Source organism: Pseudoalteromonas sp. SCSIO 43095 (assembly GCF_023650455.1).
In the GTDB taxonomy this organism is placed as follows: domain Bacteria; phylum Pseudomonadota; class Gammaproteobacteria; order Enterobacterales; family Alteromonadaceae; genus Pseudoalteromonas; species Pseudoalteromonas tetraodonis.
Genome location: NZ_CP087995.1, coordinates 710250 through 732033, shown reverse-complemented (window position 1 = coordinate 732033; position 21784 = coordinate 710250). Strand labels below are relative to the sequence as shown.

Sequence of the window (21784 nt, the reverse complement as noted above, 5' to 3'; positions counted from 1 at the left end):
GCTAATACCTAAGTGTGTATTTAAATAAAATATACACAACTGGCCCCCTTACCTTTAATTAACCAATAAGATTCTCAAATTAGAGGGCCTACTCCCTCTATCAATAGGCTGTTACTTGCCCGTTACAGCCTATTTTAATTCTTTATTATCCCTTACACTTAGCACCTCAATTCATAAAAGATGTCAATAATGGATCCTCAACAACTTAAAGTCGCTATTAATACCATTATGCCGTTTGGTAAATATGCGGGACGTCCCTTACTTTTGCTGCCTGAGCATTATTTAGTGTGGTTTAAACAGCAAGGCTTTCCTGATAGCAAGCTCGGCTCTCAACTTGCAATGATGTACGAAGTGAAGCTTAATGGTTTAGAGCAAATGTTGATGCCATTACTAGAAAAAAATAGTAAATAAAATAGAACTTTTCTATAAGTGGCCTGTCTATCTATTTGCTACTTGTTGATTTTTTGGTTTTAAACCGCAAAAAAGCGCCTTTAAGGCGCTTTTTTATTGTGTGGGATTTAGTTGTCGAGCGTAATAATAAACTTAGCCCCACCAAGTGTTGAGTCTTCAATTGCGCACTGCCCTTTATGCCATGACACAATTTTACTTACTATCGCCAGCCCTAGCCCAAACCCTCCGGTTTTTTTATCACGACTTTTATCTAAGCGCGTAAACGGCTTAAATACTTTTTCGCGCTCAGAGAAGGCAATACCAGGGCCATCATCTTCAACCACTAGCAGTAACTTTTCATCGGCAGTACTTAAACTAATATGTACACTTTTCGAGGCATGTTTAAGTGCATTACTGATTAAGTTTTGCAGCACCCGCGACATAAAATGACTATCGCATGAGTAAATAAATTGAGTGGGGAGCGTTGTTGTTAGTTTAATACGGGTATCAAAGTTTACTTTTTCAATATTAGTTTTAATTAATGCAACGATATCACAAGGCGCTAATTGTAAACTAGGTTGCTGTGTGTCTAAACGGGCGTATTCCAACATTTCAGATACCAAGGACTCAAGTTCATGAATATCCATTTGCATGTCAGATAAATAGTGCTGTGCTTTGGTATCATGGGTTTTATCCTCGAGTATTGCAATAGCAAACTTCAACCGCGCTAATGGCGTTCTAAATTCATGAGATACAGAAGAGGTGAGCTCTTGCTGAGCACTCAGTAAAAACTCAATACGTTGCTGCATTACTTGCAATGTATCGGTGATGGGTAAGAAGAATGACTTTGAGCCATCGCTTAATTGAAAATCTTGCGAGCCGCCCACAGCCTCGCATGCATGACTCAGCTTTGCAAAGTCTCGCCACAACAAAAAGCTCCACAAACCTATTGGTAAACTTATAATAAACAACACCAGTAAATACGGTAACACAGTCCCTGAGCTGCTGTGTTTAACACCTACAGGGCCTACTTGTAGCAATTGTGAATTATTTAGCGTTACATACCAAACGATACGCTGCTGTTTATCATATAAATAAAGGTAATGGTTTTGAAATAGTTGTGCTTGCTGTTCTGGTGGGAGCACCAGATCTTGCTGGGCAATGACTTGGCTATCAAAATTATGTTTAAGCTGCTCAAGCCCATCTGGGGTTTGCGAAAGCAGCCATAAAGACTGCCCAAATTCGTCATCTAACAATACACTATGCTGAGATTCATCATAGGGCCAAAACTGCTCTATAACACCACTAACAATAAACAAAGAGGCAATAATATACACGTAAAGGCTTATAAATAGCTTTCCCATTAACCTAGCCTAATACCTTGCATTTATTACATATCCCACGCATCTGATACAAATAAATAGCCTTGCCCCCACACCGTTTTAATACGGTATGGTTTATCACTGTTATCACCGAGCTTTTTACGAATACGTGATACACGAACATCCACCGTGCGGTCTAACCCGTCGTACTCACGCCCTATCATATGTTGATGGACATGCTCTCGACTGAGCACTTCACCAGCATTTGAAGCCAATAACCACAGCAATTCAAATTCATGAGAAGTCAGGACAATTTCAACACCGCTTAGCTTTACAATGCGGCTGGTTTTATCTATTGATAAATCACCAAATTGAAGTTCTTCAATCGCTTTAACATTTGGCTGTCCACGGCGAAGCAATGCACTAATTCGAGCAAGAAGTACACGCGGCTCTGCCGGTTTTATAACGTAGTCGTCAGCCCCGAGTTCTAAGCCTATGACTTGATCAAAGTCTTCACCCTTTGCTGTTAGCATTAAAATAGGGAGAGTGTATTTATCGCGTACTTGTCGACATACGCTAAAGCCATCTTTTCCTGGCAACATTACATCTAAAATGATCAAGTCGACGTGGTTTTCACTAAGATAAGGGAACACTTCGTCACCGCGTTCTAAAACGTCAACTTCTAAGCCATTATGCTCAAGATAGTCTTTGGTTAATTGTTGCAACCCTAAATCATCTTCAACAAGTAATATCTTTGGCATTTACTGCTCCTAAATTAAAAAAAGCTCCAAGGTGAGCGTAGCCGATGTTTTTTCTTAGCGTATGCGGTTTGCACTTCTATTTGCACACTCGCTAACGATACACCTGTATGGGGATTAATCAGGGAGTATATGGTCTCCACCTGAACACGCGCTTTATAACTAAGTTGGCCTTTTTTGACACCTTGCCAGCATTGCAATTGTGTATCTTGTTGGTATAAACACACATCGCTAGCGGCTGACAGTTGCCACTTAAATTTTAACTCAAGATCACAAAATTCTTGTTGTTCGGAAACCACACAGACTTTGGGTGATACGTTAAGTGAAGAGGCTTTTGCAACACTAGCGTTGCTAAAAAATGAAGCTGCAAGCACAACCAACATAAAACACTTCATATTAAAATGTATGTTCGAATCCTATAAAGGCGGTCATTGAATAGTTATGTTCAAAAAGCGGGCTGCTATCCATTGCTGAATAATCATAATAGGCTAAATGAAAACGAAGCGCGTTGACTCCATCCACAGGCCAACGGGCGTCGATTTTAGCATAAGGTTGCCAACTACTACCAACTTCTATTTCACCGTGAATAGATTCAGCGCTATTTAAACCATAAAAGTAGTTATTTAGTTGGGCTGATTTGTAATTAACGCCTAACGTCGACTTTAACGTTAATTGCTTAAACTCATGGTGATATTGCCATTGCAACGATCCTCTGTAGCCATTATAAACACTGTTTACATCATGCAATAATTGCACAGAAAAGACTTGCTGCTGCTTTACAAAAAAATAGCTTATACCGGCATCAAGTGCGACTCGTCTTTTTTGTATATTATTTATGTTTACTTGACGCGGTGAATCAGAGTGTAGCGATTCTAATATCTCGTTCTCAGCGGTTGTTTTAAAGGGGAAAATATTTTGTGGATGCCAATCAATAAAAAAGCGTGACTCAGGGTTAATTTCTGACACAAAACTAACGTTATGTTGTTTGCTTTGTAAAAAAGAATAACCAAGACGGCCATTATCAAAAAACCAATTTTGACCATAATAGGCCACTTGCGGAATAACAACTAAGGGGATGTTATCTGCACCATACAGAGGATTTGTGATCACCCCAGCACCAACACTCACACTAAGATTAAGCTCATCAGTGGATATATGTTGCTGCTTCTGAGCAATTGCATTAGTGCTTAATAGCACTAATAACAGGCATATGTTTATTCTCAGATGGAACCGCATGAAGTTAATCGCTAGTTTATAAAGTGGCTTTGACCCTATAGTAGCAAGTAGTATGAACACAAGCTCTAGAGAGTTACAATCATTAACAAATTTGATACAAACAGAACACGTTTACATATCGGCCGCTATTTCGACCCGATTACGACCATGGGTTTTAGCTAAATAAAGTGCTCTATCTGCCTTTTCAACTAATAAACAGCTCTTACTGAAAGGTTCCATTAAAGCAATGCCGAAACTGGCTGAAATATTACGTTTATTATTACTGTCTTCTTTTTTACGAATCGTCAATTTGGCAATGCTCAAACGAAGCTGATTACAAAATGCCATCGCATCATTAATGCTTTCAAAGTAACCCGTAATACAAAATTCTTCACCACCAAAACGATAAGCTCTGTATTGCTCTTGTACACTATTTTGCACTTTTTGAGCGACTAGCTTGAGTACCTCATCGCCTTTTTGATGGCCAAAATCGTCATTAAAACGTTTAAAATGATCAATATCGAACATAATCAACACCGCTAATTTACCGTGTTCATTTTGTGAAGAGGCGTTCAAACAAAACTCAACAATGTCTGTGTCAAACTTACCGCGATTAAATAATCCGGTTAAGGAATCTTTATCAACCGCTTCTTGGGTCACGCTAAGCGCTTCTTTTAAATCTTTAATTTCGTTGTACGCTTGCGCTAATTTGGTTTGGAATCCACGAGCGTAATCTTGCATCGCAATTGATTCGTCAGTTAGGCGCTCAACGCAAGAAAGGATCTCATTAAATGAGTTAATACTAGAGAGCGTTTTTAATTCATTTTGTGAATCAACTAACGAGGTAGTAAAGCTTTTCGAATATTGAATGGAGTCACTAAGATCAAACTGCATTTGCTCTACGGTGCCATGAAACCTTTCAGACATTTGTTGAAAAAATGCAAGCTCTTCGTCATTAATATGCTTATTAAAAATTTCTTGGGCGGTTTGAGCTGAACACGTATTGTGCAAAGAGATGACTTTATCAAGCTCTGTGTTTAGTTGTGGGTTGTCGCCCTGTACATAACAGTACCAAATAGCATAATTTATTGGCGTTACAGGCATTTTGTATTTAACCATCAACGGAATGGCTTTTTTTAAACACTGGGCAGAATGAGCAAGTGAAACCGTATTATCCATAATTAAAACTCTTAGACATCACAAAAAAGATGTTAATAAACACATAAATATCAGCGGTTTATATTAACAGTTTTTTATCATCCAGCAAGCCTATATTATGTTTTCCCCCATATTTTGTGCAATATTCCAAAGCGCACTAATAGCAGGGTCGTTTAGTTCTTTATGTAATACAGCCAAACCAATTTTAAACCCTTGTGGTGGCTCGCCTTTATACTCTAAAACCTGAACCTTATCGTTAAGCGGACTATTATCGAGTACAGTTTTTGGGATCATGGCCACGCCTAACCCTAAACTCACCATAGATACCATAGCTTCATGCCCTGCCACTTGCGCGTAAATTTTTCCTTGCACATTATTTTTTCGCCACCACTGCTCCAACCTTTGTCTTGAAAATCCTTGTTCAGCAACAATAAATTCAAGCTCAGACCAATCAATAGTTTCGCTACTAGTGGCTAATTTTTCTGTGATCGGACATTGAATAGTGGGTGCAATTAATACCAATGGCGAGTAGCCAATATCTACAAATGCAATTTGTGCAGGTAATTTACTGGGTCTGGCTGCAATGGCCATAGATTCATGTCCATCTAACACTCGGTTAATAGCCAAGGCGGGATCGCCCGTATTTAAGGTAATTTCAATATGCTGATGCTGAGCTCTCAGTTGCTCTAAAATATGATGCAAAAAACTGTAGGATGCAGTAACGGAGCAATAAAGGCTCACATTGCCATAAATATGTTGTTGCGGTTCGTTTAAATTAGCCTTAAAGCGCTGCCAATTATTAAGCGTAGCACTGGCATACTCCTTAAATGCAACGCCTTCGCGGGTAAGCTTTACACTGCGATTATCACGCTGGAATAACATCACCCCTACTTCATCTTCTAACTGCTTTATATTACGACTTAAAGTGGGCGCACTTATGTGGCATAACTCACTGGCACGAGAGAAATGAAGCGTTTTTGCCAACGCCAAAAAGTAATTTAAATGCTTATGATCCATAACAACACCAGTATTTCATATTATGAAACACTTTAATTCAAATATATCATTTTACGCAAGAAAAGATTTTCCATATTGTTATTCCAAGCAAAGCAAAAGCAATGCATCTAACAAACTGAATTAATAGGAAACTTATCATGGCAAATTATTTTAATAGCTTACCTTTACGCGAACAATTAGCGCAATTGGCACAATGTGAATTTATGGGCGCAGACGAATTTAACGACGGTGTTGCTGCACTTAAAGGTAAAAAATTGGTAATTGTAGGCTGTGGCGCACAGGGCCTAAATCAAGGCTTAAACTTACGTGATTCTGGTTTAGATGTAGCCTATACACTACGTGATTCAGCCATTGCTGAGCGTCGTCAGTCATTCTTAAATGCATCTGACAATGGTTTTAAAGTGGGTACATATGAAGAGTTAATCCCAACAGCCGATGTAGTACTTAACTTAACACCTGATAAACAACATACTGCAGTTGTTAATGCCATCATGCCATTAATGAAACACGGCTCAACCCTTGCCTATTCACATGGCTTTAATATTGTTGAAGAAGGCATGCAAGTTCGTGAAGACATTACCGTTATTATGGTAGCACCAAAATGCCCGGGGTCAGAAGTACGTGAAGAGTATAAACGCGGCTTTGGCGTACCTACATTAATTGCGGTTCACCCAGAGAATGATCCTCAGGGCCATGGCTTGGCACAAGCAAAAGCCTATGCAGCAGGTACGGGTGGTCATCGCGCGGGGGTACTTAAATCATCATTTATCGCTGAAGTGAAATCTGATCTGATGGGCGAGCAAACTATTTTATGTGGCATGCTACAAACTGGCTCTATTTTATGTTTTGACAAAATGATTGAAAAAGGAATTGATGCCGGTTACGCCTCAAAACTTATTCAATATGGCTGGGAAGTGATCACAGAAGCACTTAAATATGGCGGTGTGACAAACATGCTTGACCGCTTATCAAACCCTGCAAAGATTAAAGCGTTTGAGCTAAGTGAAGAGCTTAAAGTGATTATGCGTCCTCTTTATAACAAACACCAAGATGACATTATCGATGGCACATTTTCACGTGTAATGATGGAAGACTGGGCAAATGATGACGCTAACTTACTAAAATGGCGTGCTGAAACTGCAGAAACTCATTTTGAAAAAACCCCTGCAGGCGATGTAGAAATTGCTGAGCAAGAATTTTTTGACCACGGTATTTTAATGGTGGCAATGGTAAAAGCGGGTGTAGAACTGGCATTTGAAACCATGACAGCGGCCGGTATTATTGCAGAATCTGCCTATTATGAGTCACTGCATGAAACGCCGCTGATAGCCAATACTATTGCACGCAAAAAGTTATTTGAAATGAACCGCACTATTTCAGATACCGCTGAGTACGGCTGCTATTTATATAACCATGCCTGTTTGCCGCTTCTACAAGAATTTATGCAAGGTATTGATACTGATGTTATTGGTAAGGGCTTAAATGAGCAAAGTAATCAAGTTGATAACCAAACTTTAATTCAAATAAATACGGCTCTACGTGAGCACCCTGTTGAGAAAGTAGGCGCAAAATTACGCGGCTACATGTCTGCAATGAAAAAAATAGTTTAACCCAAGGGTCCTAGAACTCTCACTTGTTAGAAACCAAGCCCACTTGCATTTTGCTTTGGGCTTTTTTAAGTGCAAATTAATCATCAATAGCTGAAAATAAATAATGTGCTAAAATAATTCCTCTCATTGCCTCAGTTGTAAATATAAGCATTATCATGACGATACAAAATCTCTCTATTACTCAAAAAATAACAGCGCTTGGAAGCATTATTGCTATTTGTGTTGCTGTATTAATTGGTTTGACGTCTTTGCATAACTCAAAAAATATCATTGAGCAACGCATGATCGAATCAGAACTGCCAAGTAAATTACAAACAATAAGTAATCATATTGGTGGCGAGATCAATGAACTTCTTGGGGCTGCAAAGCAACTTTCGGCCAATACCTATATTTTAAATTGGGCAAATACTGGCAACAACAACGACACGCTATTACTTAAAGAGCTCAATCGCTTGGTTGATCAATACAATCTTGCCACGGCTTCGTGGGCGAATAAAAACACCGCACAATATTGGAACCAAGATGGCTTTTTACGTGTTTTAAAAAATGATGCCGCAGATGGCTGGTTTTTTGCTTTTACTCAATCAAAGCAACCTTACTCAATTAGTATTTATCAAGAGTCTGAAAACGATGTAAAAATGTTTGTTAACCACCAACAGCCTAATGGTTTAGGCTTGGCAGGCTTAGCAAAAAGCATTACAGATATGCAAAAGCTGCTACAACAATTTAAAATTGAGCAATCAGGGTTTGTGTTTATTGCCGATAAAAACGGCTTAATACAGTTACATAAAGATGCAGACAAAGTCGCTAAGGTGAATATAGATAGTATTTACAGCGCTAATATTCATAACAAATTACTTGATAAAAATGGCTTCGCTTTAGAGGAAGTAAATATCAACGGGCAAGCCACACTCATTGCAGCTACACCGATTAAAAACACTGACTTATTTGTATTAGCTCAAGTCCCAAAAAGCGAAGTGTTTTCTAGTGTAAATATCCTAGAGTGGCAAATATTCACCTTCACTATCATCACTGCGCTAATCGCAAGCGTGATCAGTTACTTATTAGCTCGCTCTTTAGCTTCACCGTTATCAACAATGGCTGAGCTATTTTCGCGTTTAGGGCGTGGCGATGCAAACTTAGCCTATCGCTTACCAACATCTCCCCAACCTGAGCTAAATAATTTAACCACCGGCTTTAATCAATTTATTGAAAAAATAGAAACCGCTATTGTGCAAGTAGCCAATGAAAGCCATGGAATTCGCCACAGCTCAGATCATGTATTTGCGCAAGCCAAGCAAAACTCCTTAGCCCTTGATAAGCAAAAAGAGCAAACTATTTCAGTTGCAGCAGCCATTAATGAAATGGGCGCTACAGTGCAAGAAATAGCGCAAAGTGCTGCCAATGCAGCTAAGTTAACCAACGATAGCCGCGATAACACCAAGCAAAGCCATCAACAAGTGTTACAAAGCCAAACGACAATCTCAGCCCTTGCCAGCGACATTGACGGCATAACCGAGCAAGTTGCTTTACTTTCTAAAAAGACTATTGATATCGCTAGTATTGTGGATTCAATTAGAGGTATATCTGAACAAACCAACTTATTGGCACTTAATGCAGCTATTGAGTCTGCCCGAGCTGGTGAACATGGACGAGGCTTTGCTGTCGTTGCTGATGAAGTAAGAGCACTTGCAAATCGTACGTCGCAATCAACCACTGAAATTCAATCTATGATTGAAGAGCTCACTCAAATTTCAGATGATGTTGTAAATGATATCAGCCAATCAAAAAATAAAGCCCAACAAAGCGTTAGCGCAATGCAAAACTCGGTTGAGTTACTTAATAACATTACTGAAACAGCCAATGAAATTAACGATATGGCAACTCTAATTGCCACCGCTACAGAACAGCAAAATAGCGTTGTGAATGATGTGGGTCGTAGTATTGAGCAAATAAGTGAGATCAGTGATAAATCAATGAGTGAACAAATCAATACCGAGCAAGCAATTCGTGATTTAGCCACCAGCGCACAGACACTTGATGCACTCGTTGCTACGTTTAATCAGCAACGTTAGATAGAGTGTTAGATTAAAAAATAACCTCTGTACAAAATAACCACTATACTTAAGTGTTTTTTTTACAGAGGTGTATATGAATACTCTCCAAGGTAAACATTATTTACTGATTGTGCCTGATGGCTCTGTGTGCTTGTAGCACCACAGATAACGCCAATATAAGTGTGCCAATCCCCACTATTACTCCTCCCATGCAATTACAACAGCAGCTTGTAGAGTCTGAGCAACAAATATTTCAACACGACGACGGCCTCAAACAGCAATTAAATGCTTACGTACAATCGAGTAAATCAGTTGATGAAATTACCTATAGTGTACTTAGTTTTTTACTCACAAATGGTGATAACTCACTATCTTATCAATCTACCAGCACTCAAACTGCGTCACAAAGCTATCAAAATTTAAATGCCAATTGTCTTTCACTCTCTATTTTAGCGTATAGCTTGGCCAAACATTTAGGCCTTAAGGCCCGCTTTCAAAAAGTACACATTGCGGAGTATTGGTCACTAAATCAGGGGTTTAATTTACTCACTGGGCATATCAACCTTGCTATAGACAATAAAACGAAACTCAAAGACAGCTCACTTGTTTATCAGCGTAATAAGCGTTAATTATTGATTTTGACCCCAATAGCCGACAAGCCCGTTTTGCAACCTCATTGCTTTCAAAAAAAAGGGTAACCGCCATGTTTTATAATAATAACGGGGGTGAGGCACTGGTAAATAAACACTTTGATTTAGCGTTTAGCTATTTCAAAGCAGCAATCAATAAGGACGCTTCATTTAGTGCTAGCTGGGGCAATTTAGGGGTACTCTTTAAACAATTAGATGATTTAAAGCAAGCGGAGCAAATGTACCGCTATGCTATTGACTTAAATACTGATAATAATACTGCACAAGGTAACTTAGCATTATTATACACACTCACAGATAGAGTGGCCGAAGGCGAAAAGCTATTAGCTGAGCTTGACAGAAAACGCCAAGAAAACCCTTACTATCATATCTCGCTTGGTAACAGTGAGTATGTAAGTGGTAATTTTACAAGTGCAATTAGCCACTATAAAAAAGCTAACGCTATGTCACCAACCTTACATGAAAGCCACTTTGGACTGGCGCGAAGTTACTTTGAGTTAAATAATATAGCTAGGGCGGAATTTCATTTGCGTAAAGCCAGAAAAAAGCAGACTTTACACATGACAAACAACGCTATGATAATAAACTCATCGCATTAAAATCACTTATCGTTAAGGCGAATCATTATTAAATTATTTAGTTTAACCTGCATTGTATTTTTTATAAGTTGGAGTGGACTCTCAAAGCCGATTGAGCCGCAGTTATTCACTGATTTAACAACGCTAACCAGCCCTAAATTAGCAGGCAGAAAAACGAATAGTCACTCGGCTTTACTCACCAGAGAATATTTAAAAGCACGCTTTAAAGAGCATCAACTAACGGTTATTGAACAACCTTTTACTTATCCATCAGGGCTGTTTTCTAAGGCGCAAGGCGTAAATATTGTTGCGACCAAAACAGCAAAAAATTTGCCTGTTATTGTTATTACAGCGCATTACGACCATTTAGGCCTAAAAGCCGGAAAATTACATCCTGGTGCTAACGATAATGCCTCGGGTGTTGCCGTATTACTATACTTATCGAACGCTTTACAGATGCAATCATCCTATGGTTTTGTGTTTGTTGCAACAGACGCTGAAGAAAACGGTTTACACGGCAGTGAGCACTTTGCCAAAACAATGCGCCAGTCTCCTATTGCTTTAAATATTAACTTAGATATGTTGGCAATTAAAAAATCACATAAGCGGTTATACGCGCTAACAAGTCGTTCGTTAAAAGGTCGACTCACTCCACTATTTAGCCAAATAAAAAATACGAGTGTCGAATTAAAGCCCGTTTACTCATCACGAAAAATGAGCAGATTAACCAACACGAAACAAATAGACTGGCACAGAGCCAGCGACCATTATTCATTCGCTAAACAAAAAATTCCGTATGTGTACTTTTCGATGGGCGCCGATAACTATTATCACACAGCAAAAGATACGCTCGAAAATATTAACACTACTCTTTATCAAGAAGCGGTATTGCTAATTGAGGCATTTATTAATCAGCTTTTGACAAACCCTGAGGTATTCAGTCCCCCCTTAAAAGCAGCAACGTAAGCCTCTTTTTTTGCCCGTGGAAGTTTTTTAATCGCATATTCTAATTTACTTGCGTCGCTTTTAGTCCCAACTTGTTGCTGATGAATGAGCACCAGCGGTCCTTTCCCTTTGAGGTTTTTTGCCCCTTTACCCGCTTGGTGCGTTGCTAAACGACGCGCTACATCAACTGTAATGCCGGTATACCAATGACCAAACCGTGTTTGCACAATATACAGTGACCAAACAGCCGGTTTACTTTTACTATTGCACAACTCATCGTTTAAACTTTTTTGATTATTAATGGTCAAAACCTCGCCTTAACGCGCTAAACAAAAACAATTACTCAAAAGGGTTTTACCTTGAGTGACTAATCGGTATCATGCAGATTATAAAAAATAAGGATCACAACTAACAATGCAGTCGTTAAAAACTTTTTCTCTTTGGCTTATTGTCGCTTTAACGCTTAGTTCAGCCGCAGGTTGTTCTAGCTGGGTGTACAGAATCAACATCCCTCAAGGTAACTTTTTAGAACAATCAGACGTTGATAAGCTTCGCGTTAATATGACTCGCGAGCAAGTAATTTATGTACTAGGCAGACCGATTGCCGAAGACGCCTTCGATAAAAATACTTGGCGTTACGTTTACAGCTTTAATAAAGGGCGCGCTAATGAACAATATAAATCATTAGTATTAAACTTTGAAAATGAAAAGTTGGTAACGGTATCTGGTGACTATGAGCAACCAGAAAACTTTACAACCCCTTTAGAGCAATAAGCCATTTGGGTTTAATTTAAAAAGGTGAGCATGGCTCACCTTTTTTGTATCTAGCGTTCTAACGGTCGGCCACCAGTTACTTTATTTGCGCGGCCCTCTTCTTTGGCTTTTTCGGCGCGCTTTCTGCGGGCATCTTTAGGGTCGGCAATTAATGGGCGGTAAATTTCAACTCTATCGCCGTCTTTAAGTTCATGGTTAAGCTTTACCGTTCTGTTCCATACACCTAAAGTTAAAGCGGTTGCATCAATCTCAGAGCACTTCTTAATAATACCTGATTGGATCACTGCTTGCTCTGCGGTGGTACCTTGGAATACTTCTATATTTAACGTGGTTGCTTTCGTTGGCAACGCAAACACAATTTCAATATTGATCATGCACGCTCTCCATATACCGCTTTTGCACGTTGAGTAAAGGCACTCACCATATTTTTAGCCACATCATTAAAAATTTTACCAAACGCAAGCTCTATTAACTTACTAGAAAATTCAAAGTCTAGCTGTAAATGTACTTTGCACGCATGTGCATCTAATTGCTGAAAATGCCAACGACCTTGTAAGGTTTTAAAAGGCCCATCAACTAAGCGAAGCATCACCGTTTGCTCATCAATTAGCGTATTTTCAGTGGTAAACCATTTTTTTATGCCGGCTTTAGATATTTCTAAACTGGCGGTCATGTTATTATCATGCTGCTTAATAATTTTTGAGTCTGAACAATTAGGTAAAAACTGCGAATAAGCTTCTACATCATTGACTAGATCAAACATCTCTTTAGTGCTGTACATAACCAGCGCACTTTTTTCTATTTGTGGCATACTCACTCCCAACTGTGTGCAGGAATTTTAGCAAGCTTTGTGCGTTTCCCCAAACTTTCATCGCGCTTAAATGAATCCTTCGCTTTTGCATGTATAATTTAAAAAAATCGATGTAAAACATCTCGTATAACGTATATTATAGGGCACTATGGCTAAGAAAAATTCATCAAAATCGACAAGTAATACCATCGCGCTAAATAAAAAAGCGCGACACGAGTATTTTTTACACGACAAGTTTGAAGCAGGTATTGAACTCCAAGGCTGGGAAGTAAAAAGTATCCGAGCAGGTAAAGTAAATATCTCTGAAACTTATATTCATCTTAAAAACGGTGAAGCGTTTTTATTAGGCAGCACAATCCAGCCTTTAAATAGTGCATCAACCCATGTTATTTGCGACCCGCTGCGTTATCGTAAATTATTACTAAGCAGACGTGAACTTGACCGTTTGGTTGGTGCAACCGAGCGTGATGGTTATTCATTAATTGCCACAGCTATGTATTGGAAAAAATGCTGGGTAAAGCTTGAATTCCATTTAGCGAAAGGTAAGAAAATGCATGACAAACGTGAAGACGGTAAAAATAAAGATTGGTCCCGTGAAAAAGAACGCTTAATGAAACATAAAGTTTAAATAAAAACGCCTAACATCATGTTAGGCTTTTTTTTGTTAAATTTTTAGGAAAATACAAATTATTACAAATTAAAGTCGCTCGGCGTTTTGTTTATCAATAATAACTAAATCACGTTACAGCGCCAAATAGCGAGCATCCTATCGTTTACCTTTATTGAGAATAATCAGTACATATTAGTGCAGATAACAAAATCATCTTTGCGGCCAATTGATAACATTTAAGTTACATGGTATTAATAATTAGACTTGTAAAACAAGTAAATTATAACATATCAACAAGGACTTAAGGATGAAGCAATCAATTGCATTTACACCAAGCTTAATCATCGGTGCTACTATCGCATTGTCAGCAGGTTTTAGCACAACGACTTATGCTGCACAGCAAACTGCAGAAAAAGTAGAACGTATTCAAGTAACAGGCTCTCGTATCAAGCGTTCGGACATCGAAGGCCCGTCTCCAGTACAATCTATTAATAAAGAAGACATCGAAAACATGGGTTATGACAACCTACAACAGCTTCTTGAAAGAATGCCTGTTGCAGGTAATGGTACCTTTTCAACCCGTGGTAATAACCAAGACTCAACCGCAAATGGCTCAGCTGCCGTCAGCCTTCGTGGCTTAGGCGCCGATGCTACCTTGGTACTTATTAATGGTCGTCGTGTTGCAATCAGCGCATTTGCTGAAGGGATCACCAACTCATTCGTTGATATCAACAGTATTCCTGTTTCAGCAATCGAACGTATTGATATTTTAAAAGATGGCGCCTCAGCAATCTATGGCTCTGATGCTGTAGCGGGTGTTGTAAACGTTATCTTGAAAAAAGATATTGACGGTATTGAAGTAAACTTAGGTTACGGCGGCACAGATGGCCCTAACTATGAAGAAACTACAGCCAGTATTGTTTGGGGTACTACTAGTGCAAAAAGTAGCGCATCCGTTATTATTGATTACTTTAAAAACACCTCTTTATCATCAGATGAAATGGGGCGTTTAGGTACTGCTAATCAATCTCCATATGGCGGTGAAGATTTTCGTTCATCACGTGGCTTCCCAGGCTACTTTTATGTTGATGGCGTTAAAACAATTGACCCTGCGTGTCCTGCAGAAAATGCAACATCAAGTGGCAGTTGTTTATTTGACTATGGTCCATTTGGCTATATTGCACCGGCATCAGAACGTGTAGGTGCTATTTCACAATTTGAATACCGCTTTGATAATGGCATAACGGGCTTCTTAGAAATGGCCGTTCAGCATAACAGCTCAATTGCAGCAGGTGCCCCAACGCCACTTGATGAAGATGCGGGTTTAACAGTACCAGGTAGTCACCCTAATAACCCATTCGGCCAAGATATTGAAATAGGTCGTTACAGAACCGTAGATGCGGGTGCGCGTCAATGGGATATCGAATCAGACACATTACGTTTTGTTGCCGGTTTAAAAGGTGAAATAAACGATTGGAGCTGGGAAACAGCGGTACAAAAAGGACGTAGTAAGTCGTTACAAACAGGCAATCGCTCACAAGGTTGGGTACGTACCGACTTCTTACAGCAAGAAATTGACGCTGGTAACTACAACCCATTCGGCGGCACTTACAACGATCCGGCTGTAATTGATAGAATTACTACGAGCTTGGTTCGTCAAGGCGAGTCTCATATGACGTCGTTCGATGCTAACATTTCAGGTGAAGCATTTAGCTTTGGTGATGATGTTGTCATGATGGCGGCCGGTATTGAATACCGCGAAGAGGACGTAACGGATACGCCAGATGATCAATTCCAACGAGGATTAATCTTTGGTACCGAGTCTGTGTCAGCTGCAGCAGAGCGTGACCAATACGCTGCCTATGTAGAGTTTTCAATTCCACTTGCTGAGAACTTAGAGCTACAACTTGCTGGTCGTTACGATGATTACAGTGACTTTGGTACCACAACCAACCCTAAAGTTGCTTTACGCTGGGCACCTACAGATGAAATCACAGTGCGTGGTTCTTGGGCGCAAGGCTTTAGAGCTCCGTCACTTGCACAAGTAGGTTTAGGGCCATCTCAAGAGAGCCAGTTCTTTATCGATAATTACCGTTGTGACGCAACGGGTAAAGATTGTGATGCACTAGATTACAACATTGAATTTGCCGGTAACCCTGACTTAGAGGCTGAAGAGTCTGAATCTTGGAACGTCGGCTTTATTTGGGCACCTACAACTGACTTTGGTTTGAGTGTAGATGTATGGAGTATCACCCAAGACAATAAAATTGATGAGCAAGAGTTTGGTCCAATTTACAACTCAGAGTGTAATAACCAAAATAGTACCGTATGTGTTCGCTTACCACCATCAGGTACAGACAGCCTAGGAACTATTCAAAAGATTTTTAGTACTTTTGAAAACGTGTCATCACAAGAAGTTTCGGGCGTTGATATTTCAGCAAACTACAATCACTCACTGGATGATTTAGGCTTACTAAAATTCAATTTAGAATGGGCTTATCAAGATAAATTTGAAAAAGACGGCCGCGATTATACCGGTGAATATGGTTACCCAGAGCACCGCTGGATTTTCTCAACTAACTGGGAAATTGGTCAGTTCAACACAAACATGAACATTAGTTATGTGGGTGAGTTTGAAGATACGCCAGATATTGACTTCGATGGTAACTTAGACTTCGATAGTAATACATCGCGTACTGTTGATTCACAAGTACTGGTAGATTTACAAACATCATACCGTATTACTGAGTCAGCTAAAGTATCGCTAGGTGTGAACAACTTATTTGATGAAGAGCCACCGTTTGCAATTGGTGACGGTGATTCAGATCTGTATGGTTACGCATCGGGTGTACATAACCCTCGAGGTCGTTATATTTACACTAAAGTGAGCTTTTCGTTTTAATTAAAAAGCAATAAAAAAAACCGCCAATATGGCGGTTTTTTTATCTTAAACTAAAGAGCTAAATTATAGCTCGCCTTCGTTTTCAGATAAGAATTTAGCTACGCCTTCAGGGCTTGCGTCCATTCCTTTTTTACCTTCAGTCCAACCAGCAGGACATACTTCGCCGTGCTCGCTGTGGAATGCTAGTGCATCAACCATACGGATCATTTCGTCGATGTTACGACCCAGTGGTAAATCGTTCACTACTTGGTGACGTACGTTACCTTCTTCGTCGATTAAGAAAGAACCACGAAATGCAACGCCGGCTTCTGGGTGCTCAACGTCGTATGCTTTACAGATTTCGTGTTTAACGTCTGCAACTAGTGCGTATTGAACTTTACCAATACCGCCGTCTGCTACAGCCGTGTTACGCCATGCGTTGTGTGAGAACTGTGAATCGATTGAAACACCAATTACTTCTACACCACGTTTTTGGAATTCTGCATAACGCTTATCAAAAGCAATAAGCTCAGAAGGACATACAAAAGTGAAATCTAGTGGGTAGAAAAAGATTACTGCTTTTTTACCTTTGATTTTTTCGTGAAGGTTATAGCTATCTACAATCTCACCGTTACCTAGAACAGCTGCAGCGGTAAAGTCTGGTGCCTGGCGGCCTACTAATACACCCATTTTATTCTCCAAATATTTTGAGTTTATTGTCAATTGCTTACGCAATACTGATTACTAATATGGGCACTAATTTTAAAATTACAATAGCAACCATATTTAATTAAACGTTATTCTATGGGTATCAAAAATAAATTAACAATCGTATTTATAGATAGCATCGTTCTAAAATAGCGAACGCTTGATAAATGGACTGATTTTTAATCATAAAAAACCTGCTTAAAGCAGGTTTTTTTACTAATCCATAATATCGCTAGGCATATCACCGCGAATATGTTGCCATATTTCACCGGTTTGATGACCATATTTACGCATCATGAATATTGCACCATCATGCTCTTTATTCTCAGCAAGCTTTGTTAAGTCTTTATAAAACTGGCGTGCAAGCTCGCGAGTGCGAGGATCTGAAAAGTAATGACAACCAATCTTAGAATAAAAACCTTTAAAGCCATTAAGGATGAGCACATAAATGCGATTGTTACCGGCAACAGCTAATTCATGATGAACTTTATAATCATAATCTGCAAACGCTTGCGCGCTGTCTTCTAATTCATCGCTTTGTGATAAAATTTCGATAACACGCTCTGGTGCAAGTTTTATAGCTGCACGGGTATAAATTGCGCTGATATTAGTACGTGCTGAAAGTAACTGATCGGTTAGCTCTGGCATTTTATCTTCATCTAAACGTGCCAGTGTTTCAAGGATATTTAATCCTGAGGTTTCCCAAAAATTATTAACGCGAGTAGGTTTACCATGTTGTATTGTTAACCAACCGTCTCTGGCTAATCGTTGTAATACTTCACGTAATGTGGTTCTAGTAACACCAATTAACTCTGAGAGTTCACGCTCAGCAGGCAGAATTGAACCTGGAGGGAAATCACCATTCCAGATTGACTCTACTATATATTCTTCAGCAAATCCTGCTGGGCTTTTCGCTTTAAAAATTCTCATTCAATTCCTACTCGAATTAATTCACATCACATCGCTACATACGATTAACTGACTGATTGTACCAGACAAGCCACAACTAACAAGTAAAGTAAGTTAAATTACCTAGGTATGTTATTAAAAAGGCAACTTTACTTGTATGATTCGCTAGTTTTACCGATAGGTTTTAAACACAATATGAATGCCAACCTATTATTCATACCAGACACTTTGACTATTATTATTTAGTTGTTTACACCCTCTATAAGCTGGACTAAGTTAATGACATTAACCAGACTATTAAACGCCTTCCTAGGGAAAAATCATGCAACAGAGTGTCCCATCTGCAATATTTATAAATTTTTTAGGTAAAGCACCTCAATGGTATAAATACACCATTATTACATTTTTAATAATTAACCCGCTGCTGTTTCAATTAAACCCTTATTTGTCTGGCTGGGTACTGGTTATTGAGTTTATTTTTACACTGGCCATGGCGCTCAAGTGTTACCCACTGCAACCTGGTGGTCTACTTGCCATTGAGGCACTATTAATTGGTATGACATCAACCATGCAAGTTGAACATGAAATAGCACAAAACCTAGATGTGCTTTTATTACTTATTTTTATGGTTGCCGGTATTTATTTCATGAAAGATCTGCTGCTGTATATTTTTACCAAGTTAGTGGTTTCAGTAAGAAGTAAGACCGTTTTATCGCTTGCCTTTGCAATAGCTGCTGCGTTTTTATCAGCTTTTTTGGATGCCCTGACTGTAATGGCGGTTGTTATTGCGGTGGCCATGGGCTTTTATAGTATTTATCACAAGGTGGCTTCAGGAAAAGATTTTATCAGTGAGCACGATATTAACGATGATAACCAAGTAAAAGAGGTAAACCGTCAAGAGCTTGAAGAGTTTCGTGCTTTTTTACGTAATTTACTCATGCATGCCTCGATTGGGACCGCACTTGGCGGCGTGTGTACTATGGTTGGTGAACCACAAAACTTAATTATTGCAGAGCGAGCAAGTTGGCTATTTGGTGAGTTCTTTTTAAGAATGCTGCCCGTTTCTTTACCCGTGCTTTTTGCGGGCTTATTAACGACCTTTTTATTAGAAAAAACAAAAACCTTTGGCTATGGGGCAAAACTGCCAGAAACAATCCATGCTATTTTAAAAAACCATGCACAAACACTTGATAAAAAACGCACCAAACGCGATAGAGTTAACCTCACAATTCAAGCACTTATCGCTATCTGGTTAATTACTGGCTTAGCGTTACATTTAGCAACCGTGGGCTTAATTGGTTTATCGGTCATTATTTTAGCCACGTCGTCGGCCGGCATAATAGAAGAGCACCAACTCGGTAAAGCCTTTGAAGAAGCCCTCCCCTTCACGGCACTGCTTTGTGTATTTTTTAGTGTGGTTGCAGTAATCATCGATCAACAACTCTTTACTCCTGTGATTACTTGGGTACTAACATTTGAAGGGCACTTACAATTGGTGATGTTTTTTATCGCTAACGGATTGCTTTCAATGGTCAGTGATAATGTATTTGTCGGCACTGTATATATAAATGAAGTTGCTGCAGCTCTAAAAGCAGGTCAAATAACTCGAGACCAATTTGATTTACTTGCAGTGGCGATAAACACCGGCACAAACTTACCCAGCGTGGCCACCCCTAATGGTCAAGCTGCTTTCTTATTCTTACTGACATCAACACTAGCTCCCGTGTTACGCCTATCTTACGGTCGAATGGTGTATATGGCTTTACCTTACACTTTTGTGCTTACCTTTGTTGGGTTAAGCGCGACTTATTTTGGCTTGAGTGAAATAACCAGTTTGTTTTATGACTGGGGGATAATACAACACCACATCCCTGTAGCGAATTCTGGGCATTAAGAGCTTCCCCGACTTTGAGGAGCTAGGAAATTTCATAGCTCCTCCCTTTTACTTGCTCCGCTGTTTATCCTACGTCATAATCTAAGCCCTTATTTAAATGCGGATTTGTTATGAACTGGCTTGCTAATCTAAGTACTCAACGTACACCTTGGTTATTATTCAGTGGGATTGTTTTTCTGCTTGAAGTCATCGCGCTCTTTTTTCAATACAATATGGGGTTAGCGCCATGTATTATGTGTATTTACCAACGCACCGCGGTATTAGGTTTACTTTTTGCAGGTATTATTGGCGCCAGTAAACCAAACAACCTCGTAGTCCGTATTGTTGCCTATACAACATGGGGGATTTCAAGTGTATGGGGGTTACTAATAGCTCGTGAACACATTGAAATGCAAACAACCACTGACCCCTTTGCATTTAGCTGTGAGTTTGAGCCGAATTTTCCAGAGTTTATGCCATTACATCATTGGATACCGCAATTTTTTGAGGCAACCGGTGATTGCGGAAACATAGATTGGCAATTTGCTAGCTTAAGTATGCCAGCATGGATGGAAATTATTTTTGTACTCTTTACCGCCACACTGTTTATATTAGTGGCCAGTCGATTAATTACTAAAAAGTCACTTTAATATGTTTACTTTTTTTTCAAGCCAAGTTGATGAGCTTAAACACTTAAAAGTTCGTCAACGACAAACTGTTATAGCGATCTCGTTAAGTATGCTCTCTCCTAGTGACAGAGTGTTAATGCGTATTGTGAAGCTTATGCTACTAAGCCCATTTTTTTTAATATTTACCCTTTTTGAAGGATGGCTACTAGTGCCCTTTTTAATTGTGGCTGGTTTAAGCTACCCGCTACTAACCGCCCCCGTAGATGTTAATTTTGCTAAAAAGCACCTTGGTGCTGCCTTAAAACAGTTTGATCAGGGCGCATAGCGCCCTTTTAAGTTAAAACGCCACCTTTCCATTAAGTTTGGCTAGCATTTTTTTACCCACCCCTTTTACTTTAGCTAGATCTTCAAGTGATGCGAAATCACCATTAGCTTCTCTATAATCGATAATTGCCTGTGCCTTTTTCTTACCGACACCTGGTAACTTGATTAACTGTTTTAAATCAGCAGTATTAATATTAACCATGGCTGATTGCATCTGCTCTGATAGCATATCGCTTTGCGCAAAGGTGGTACCCATAGGTAATAAACATAAAGCAGCTGCTAACGAGATTATTTTAATTAATTTCATACTATTTCCTTTTGCGTTCCTACATGAACATTCATTGATTACTTACACCCAGCACTTTTAGATAACGTTGTGGTTACTAAGTACTAACGGTAACAATCACTCCTTGCGACTCCTTTACTGCAACGCGTTATAAAGTGACTTAATAAATAAAGTAGAGTTACTCTTTATTGTCAACCAAGCTGCAGATAAACTAAGGCTAAAGCTTGCAAAACCACGCGCAAGCTTGTACTGTATATAAAAACAGTAATCTAATGATTT

Annotated in this window: 22 protein-coding genes and 1 pseudogene; 11 read left to right on the top strand and 12 right to left on the bottom strand. The window is 39.3% G+C overall.

Annotated elements, in window-relative coordinates:
• Positions 1 to 189: 189 nt before the first annotated feature.
• A complete protein-coding gene (locus tag LOC50_RS03445; protein WP_036981828.1) occupies positions 190 to 411 on the top strand; it encodes a DUF3820 family protein in 222 nt (73 codons plus the stop codon).
• Between the two features lie 107 nt (positions 412 to 518).
• Here LOC50_RS03445 and LOC50_RS03440 read toward each other — a convergent pair whose 3' ends face one another.
• The 6 genes from LOC50_RS03440 to ilvY form a co-directional block, all read right to left on the bottom strand.
• A complete protein-coding gene (locus LOC50_RS03440) occupies positions 519 to 1754 on the bottom strand; it encodes an ATP-binding protein (protein ID WP_069438680.1) in 1236 nt (411 codons plus the stop codon).
• A gap of 26 nt (positions 1755 to 1780) precedes the next feature.
• The gene (locus LOC50_RS03435; protein ID WP_036981824.1) at positions 1781 to 2473 is read right to left on the bottom strand and encodes a response regulator; all 693 of its coding nucleotides are present in this window, start codon (positions 2471 to 2473) and stop codon (positions 1781 to 1783) included.
• Between the two features lie 14 nt (positions 2474 to 2487).
• Entirely contained in the window at positions 2488 to 2853 is a 366-nt protein-coding gene (locus LOC50_RS03430) for a DUF3019 domain-containing protein (protein WP_028834008.1), read from the bottom strand.
• A gap of 13 nt (positions 2854 to 2866) precedes the next feature.
• The gene (locus LOC50_RS03425; protein ID WP_036981822.1) at positions 2867 to 3667 is read right to left on the bottom strand and encodes a MipA/OmpV family protein; all 801 of its coding nucleotides are present in this window, start codon (positions 3665 to 3667) and stop codon (positions 2867 to 2869) included.
• A 150-nt stretch (positions 3668 to 3817) separates the two neighbouring features.
• On the bottom strand, positions 3818 to 4864 hold the full coding sequence (locus LOC50_RS03420) for a GGDEF domain-containing protein (RefSeq protein ID WP_013465517.1): 1047 nt from the start codon (positions 4862 to 4864) through the stop codon (positions 3818 to 3820).
• 90 nt (positions 4865 to 4954) lie between these two features.
• The gene (gene ilvY, locus LOC50_RS03415) at positions 4955 to 5860 is read right to left on the bottom strand and encodes an HTH-type transcriptional activator IlvY (RefSeq protein WP_069438681.1); all 906 of its coding nucleotides are present in this window, start codon (positions 5858 to 5860) and stop codon (positions 4955 to 4957) included.
• 137 nt (positions 5861 to 5997) lie between these two features.
• Between ilvY and ilvC the strand changes: the two genes are divergently transcribed.
• The 4 genes and pseudogenes from ilvC (at position 5998) to LOC50_RS03390 (ending at position 11721) form a co-directional block, all read left to right on the top strand.
• On the top strand, positions 5998 to 7470 hold the full coding sequence (gene ilvC / locus LOC50_RS03410; protein WP_069438682.1) for a ketol-acid reductoisomerase: 1473 nt from the start codon (positions 5998 to 6000) through the stop codon (positions 7468 to 7470).
• Between the two features lie 155 nt (positions 7471 to 7625).
• Complete coding sequence (locus tag LOC50_RS03405) at positions 7626 to 9545, top strand: methyl-accepting chemotaxis protein (protein ID WP_069438683.1); 1920 nt, start codon at positions 7626 to 7628, stop codon at positions 9543 to 9545.
• 76 nt (positions 9546 to 9621) lie between these two features.
• Positions 9622 to 10808 (top strand): annotated as a pseudogene (locus LOC50_RS17570) (tetratricopeptide repeat protein).
• A 277-nt stretch (positions 10809 to 11085) separates the two neighbouring features.
• Positions 11086 to 11721, top strand: coding sequence for a M28 family peptidase (locus LOC50_RS03390; protein ID WP_250653625.1), 636 nt, complete (start codon positions 11086 to 11088; stop codon positions 11719 to 11721).
• On the opposite strand, the gene LOC50_RS03385 is transcribed toward LOC50_RS03390, so the two are convergent.
• Positions 11667 to 12008 (bottom strand): GIY-YIG nuclease family protein, encoded by a 342-nt coding sequence (locus LOC50_RS03385; protein WP_069438684.1) that lies wholly within the window; start codon positions 12006 to 12008, stop codon positions 11667 to 11669. The genes LOC50_RS03390 and LOC50_RS03385 overlap by 55 nt on opposite strands.
• Positions 12009 to 12114: 106 nt before the next feature.
• Here LOC50_RS03385 and LOC50_RS03380 point away from each other — a divergent pair, with 106 nt between their 5' ends.
• Positions 12115 to 12474 carry an outer membrane protein assembly factor BamE gene (locus tag LOC50_RS03380; protein ID WP_013465523.1) on the top strand — a complete coding sequence of 120 codons (360 nt, stop codon included), beginning with the start codon at positions 12115 to 12117 and terminating at the stop codon, positions 12472 to 12474.
• Positions 12475 to 12524: 50 nt separating this feature from the next.
• Here the strand turns inward: LOC50_RS03380 and LOC50_RS03375 are convergent, their stop codons facing one another.
• A complete protein-coding gene (locus tag LOC50_RS03375) occupies positions 12525 to 12848 on the bottom strand; it encodes an RnfH family protein (protein WP_250653624.1) in 324 nt (107 codons plus the stop codon).
• Positions 12845 to 13285, bottom strand: a complete 441-nt coding sequence (locus LOC50_RS03370) for a type II toxin-antitoxin system RatA family toxin (protein ID WP_013465525.1) — start codon at positions 13283 to 13285, stop codon at positions 12845 to 12847. The genes LOC50_RS03375 and LOC50_RS03370 overlap by 4 nt, the downstream gene beginning before the upstream one ends.
• Positions 13286 to 13433: 148 nt before the next feature.
• Here LOC50_RS03370 and smpB point away from each other — a divergent pair, with 148 nt between their 5' ends.
• Together smpB and LOC50_RS03360 are read left to right on the top strand one after the other, a co-directional pair.
• Entirely contained in the window at positions 13434 to 13913 is a 480-nt protein-coding gene (gene smpB, locus LOC50_RS03365) for an SsrA-binding protein SmpB (protein WP_013465526.1), read from the top strand.
• A gap of 289 nt (positions 13914 to 14202) precedes the next feature.
• Positions 14203 to 16797 carry a TonB-dependent receptor gene (locus LOC50_RS03360; RefSeq protein WP_138626429.1) on the top strand — a complete coding sequence of 865 codons (2595 nt, stop codon included), beginning with the start codon at positions 14203 to 14205 and terminating at the stop codon, positions 16795 to 16797.
• 63 nt (positions 16798 to 16860) lie between these two features.
• Here LOC50_RS03360 and LOC50_RS03355 read toward each other — a convergent pair whose 3' ends face one another.
• Both LOC50_RS03355 and fadR read right to left on the bottom strand, forming a co-directional pair.
• The gene (locus LOC50_RS03355) at positions 16861 to 17466 is read right to left on the bottom strand and encodes a peroxiredoxin (RefSeq protein WP_008109095.1); all 606 of its coding nucleotides are present in this window, start codon (positions 17464 to 17466) and stop codon (positions 16861 to 16863) included.
• Positions 17467 to 17700: 234 nt separating this feature from the next.
• On the bottom strand, positions 17701 to 18414 hold the full coding sequence (fadR, locus tag LOC50_RS03350; RefSeq protein ID WP_008109093.1) for a fatty acid metabolism transcriptional regulator FadR: 714 nt from the start codon (positions 18412 to 18414) through the stop codon (positions 17701 to 17703).
• A 301-nt stretch (positions 18415 to 18715) separates the two neighbouring features.
• On the opposite strand from fadR, the gene nhaB reads away from it, so the two are divergent.
• The 3 genes from nhaB (at position 18716) to LOC50_RS03335 (ending at position 21220) form a co-directional block, all read left to right on the top strand.
• A complete protein-coding gene (gene nhaB / locus LOC50_RS03345; RefSeq protein WP_250653623.1) occupies positions 18716 to 20287 on the top strand; it encodes a sodium/proton antiporter NhaB in 1572 nt (523 codons plus the stop codon).
• A gap of 110 nt (positions 20288 to 20397) precedes the next feature.
• Positions 20398 to 20916: a disulfide bond formation protein DsbB gene (gene dsbB / locus LOC50_RS03340; RefSeq protein WP_248473649.1), complete on the top strand. Its 519-nt coding sequence runs from the start codon at positions 20398 to 20400 to the stop codon at positions 20914 to 20916.
• Between the two features lies 1 nt (position 20917).
• Entirely contained in the window at positions 20918 to 21220 is a 303-nt protein-coding gene (locus LOC50_RS03335) for a DUF6170 family protein (protein ID WP_138626701.1), read from the top strand.
• A 12-nt stretch (positions 21221 to 21232) separates the two neighbouring features.
• Here LOC50_RS03335 and LOC50_RS03330 read toward each other — a convergent pair whose 3' ends face one another.
• Positions 21233 to 21526, bottom strand: coding sequence for a ComEA family DNA-binding protein (locus LOC50_RS03330; RefSeq protein ID WP_214551927.1), 294 nt, complete (start codon positions 21524 to 21526; stop codon positions 21233 to 21235).
• Positions 21527 to 21784: the final 258 nt, after the last annotated feature.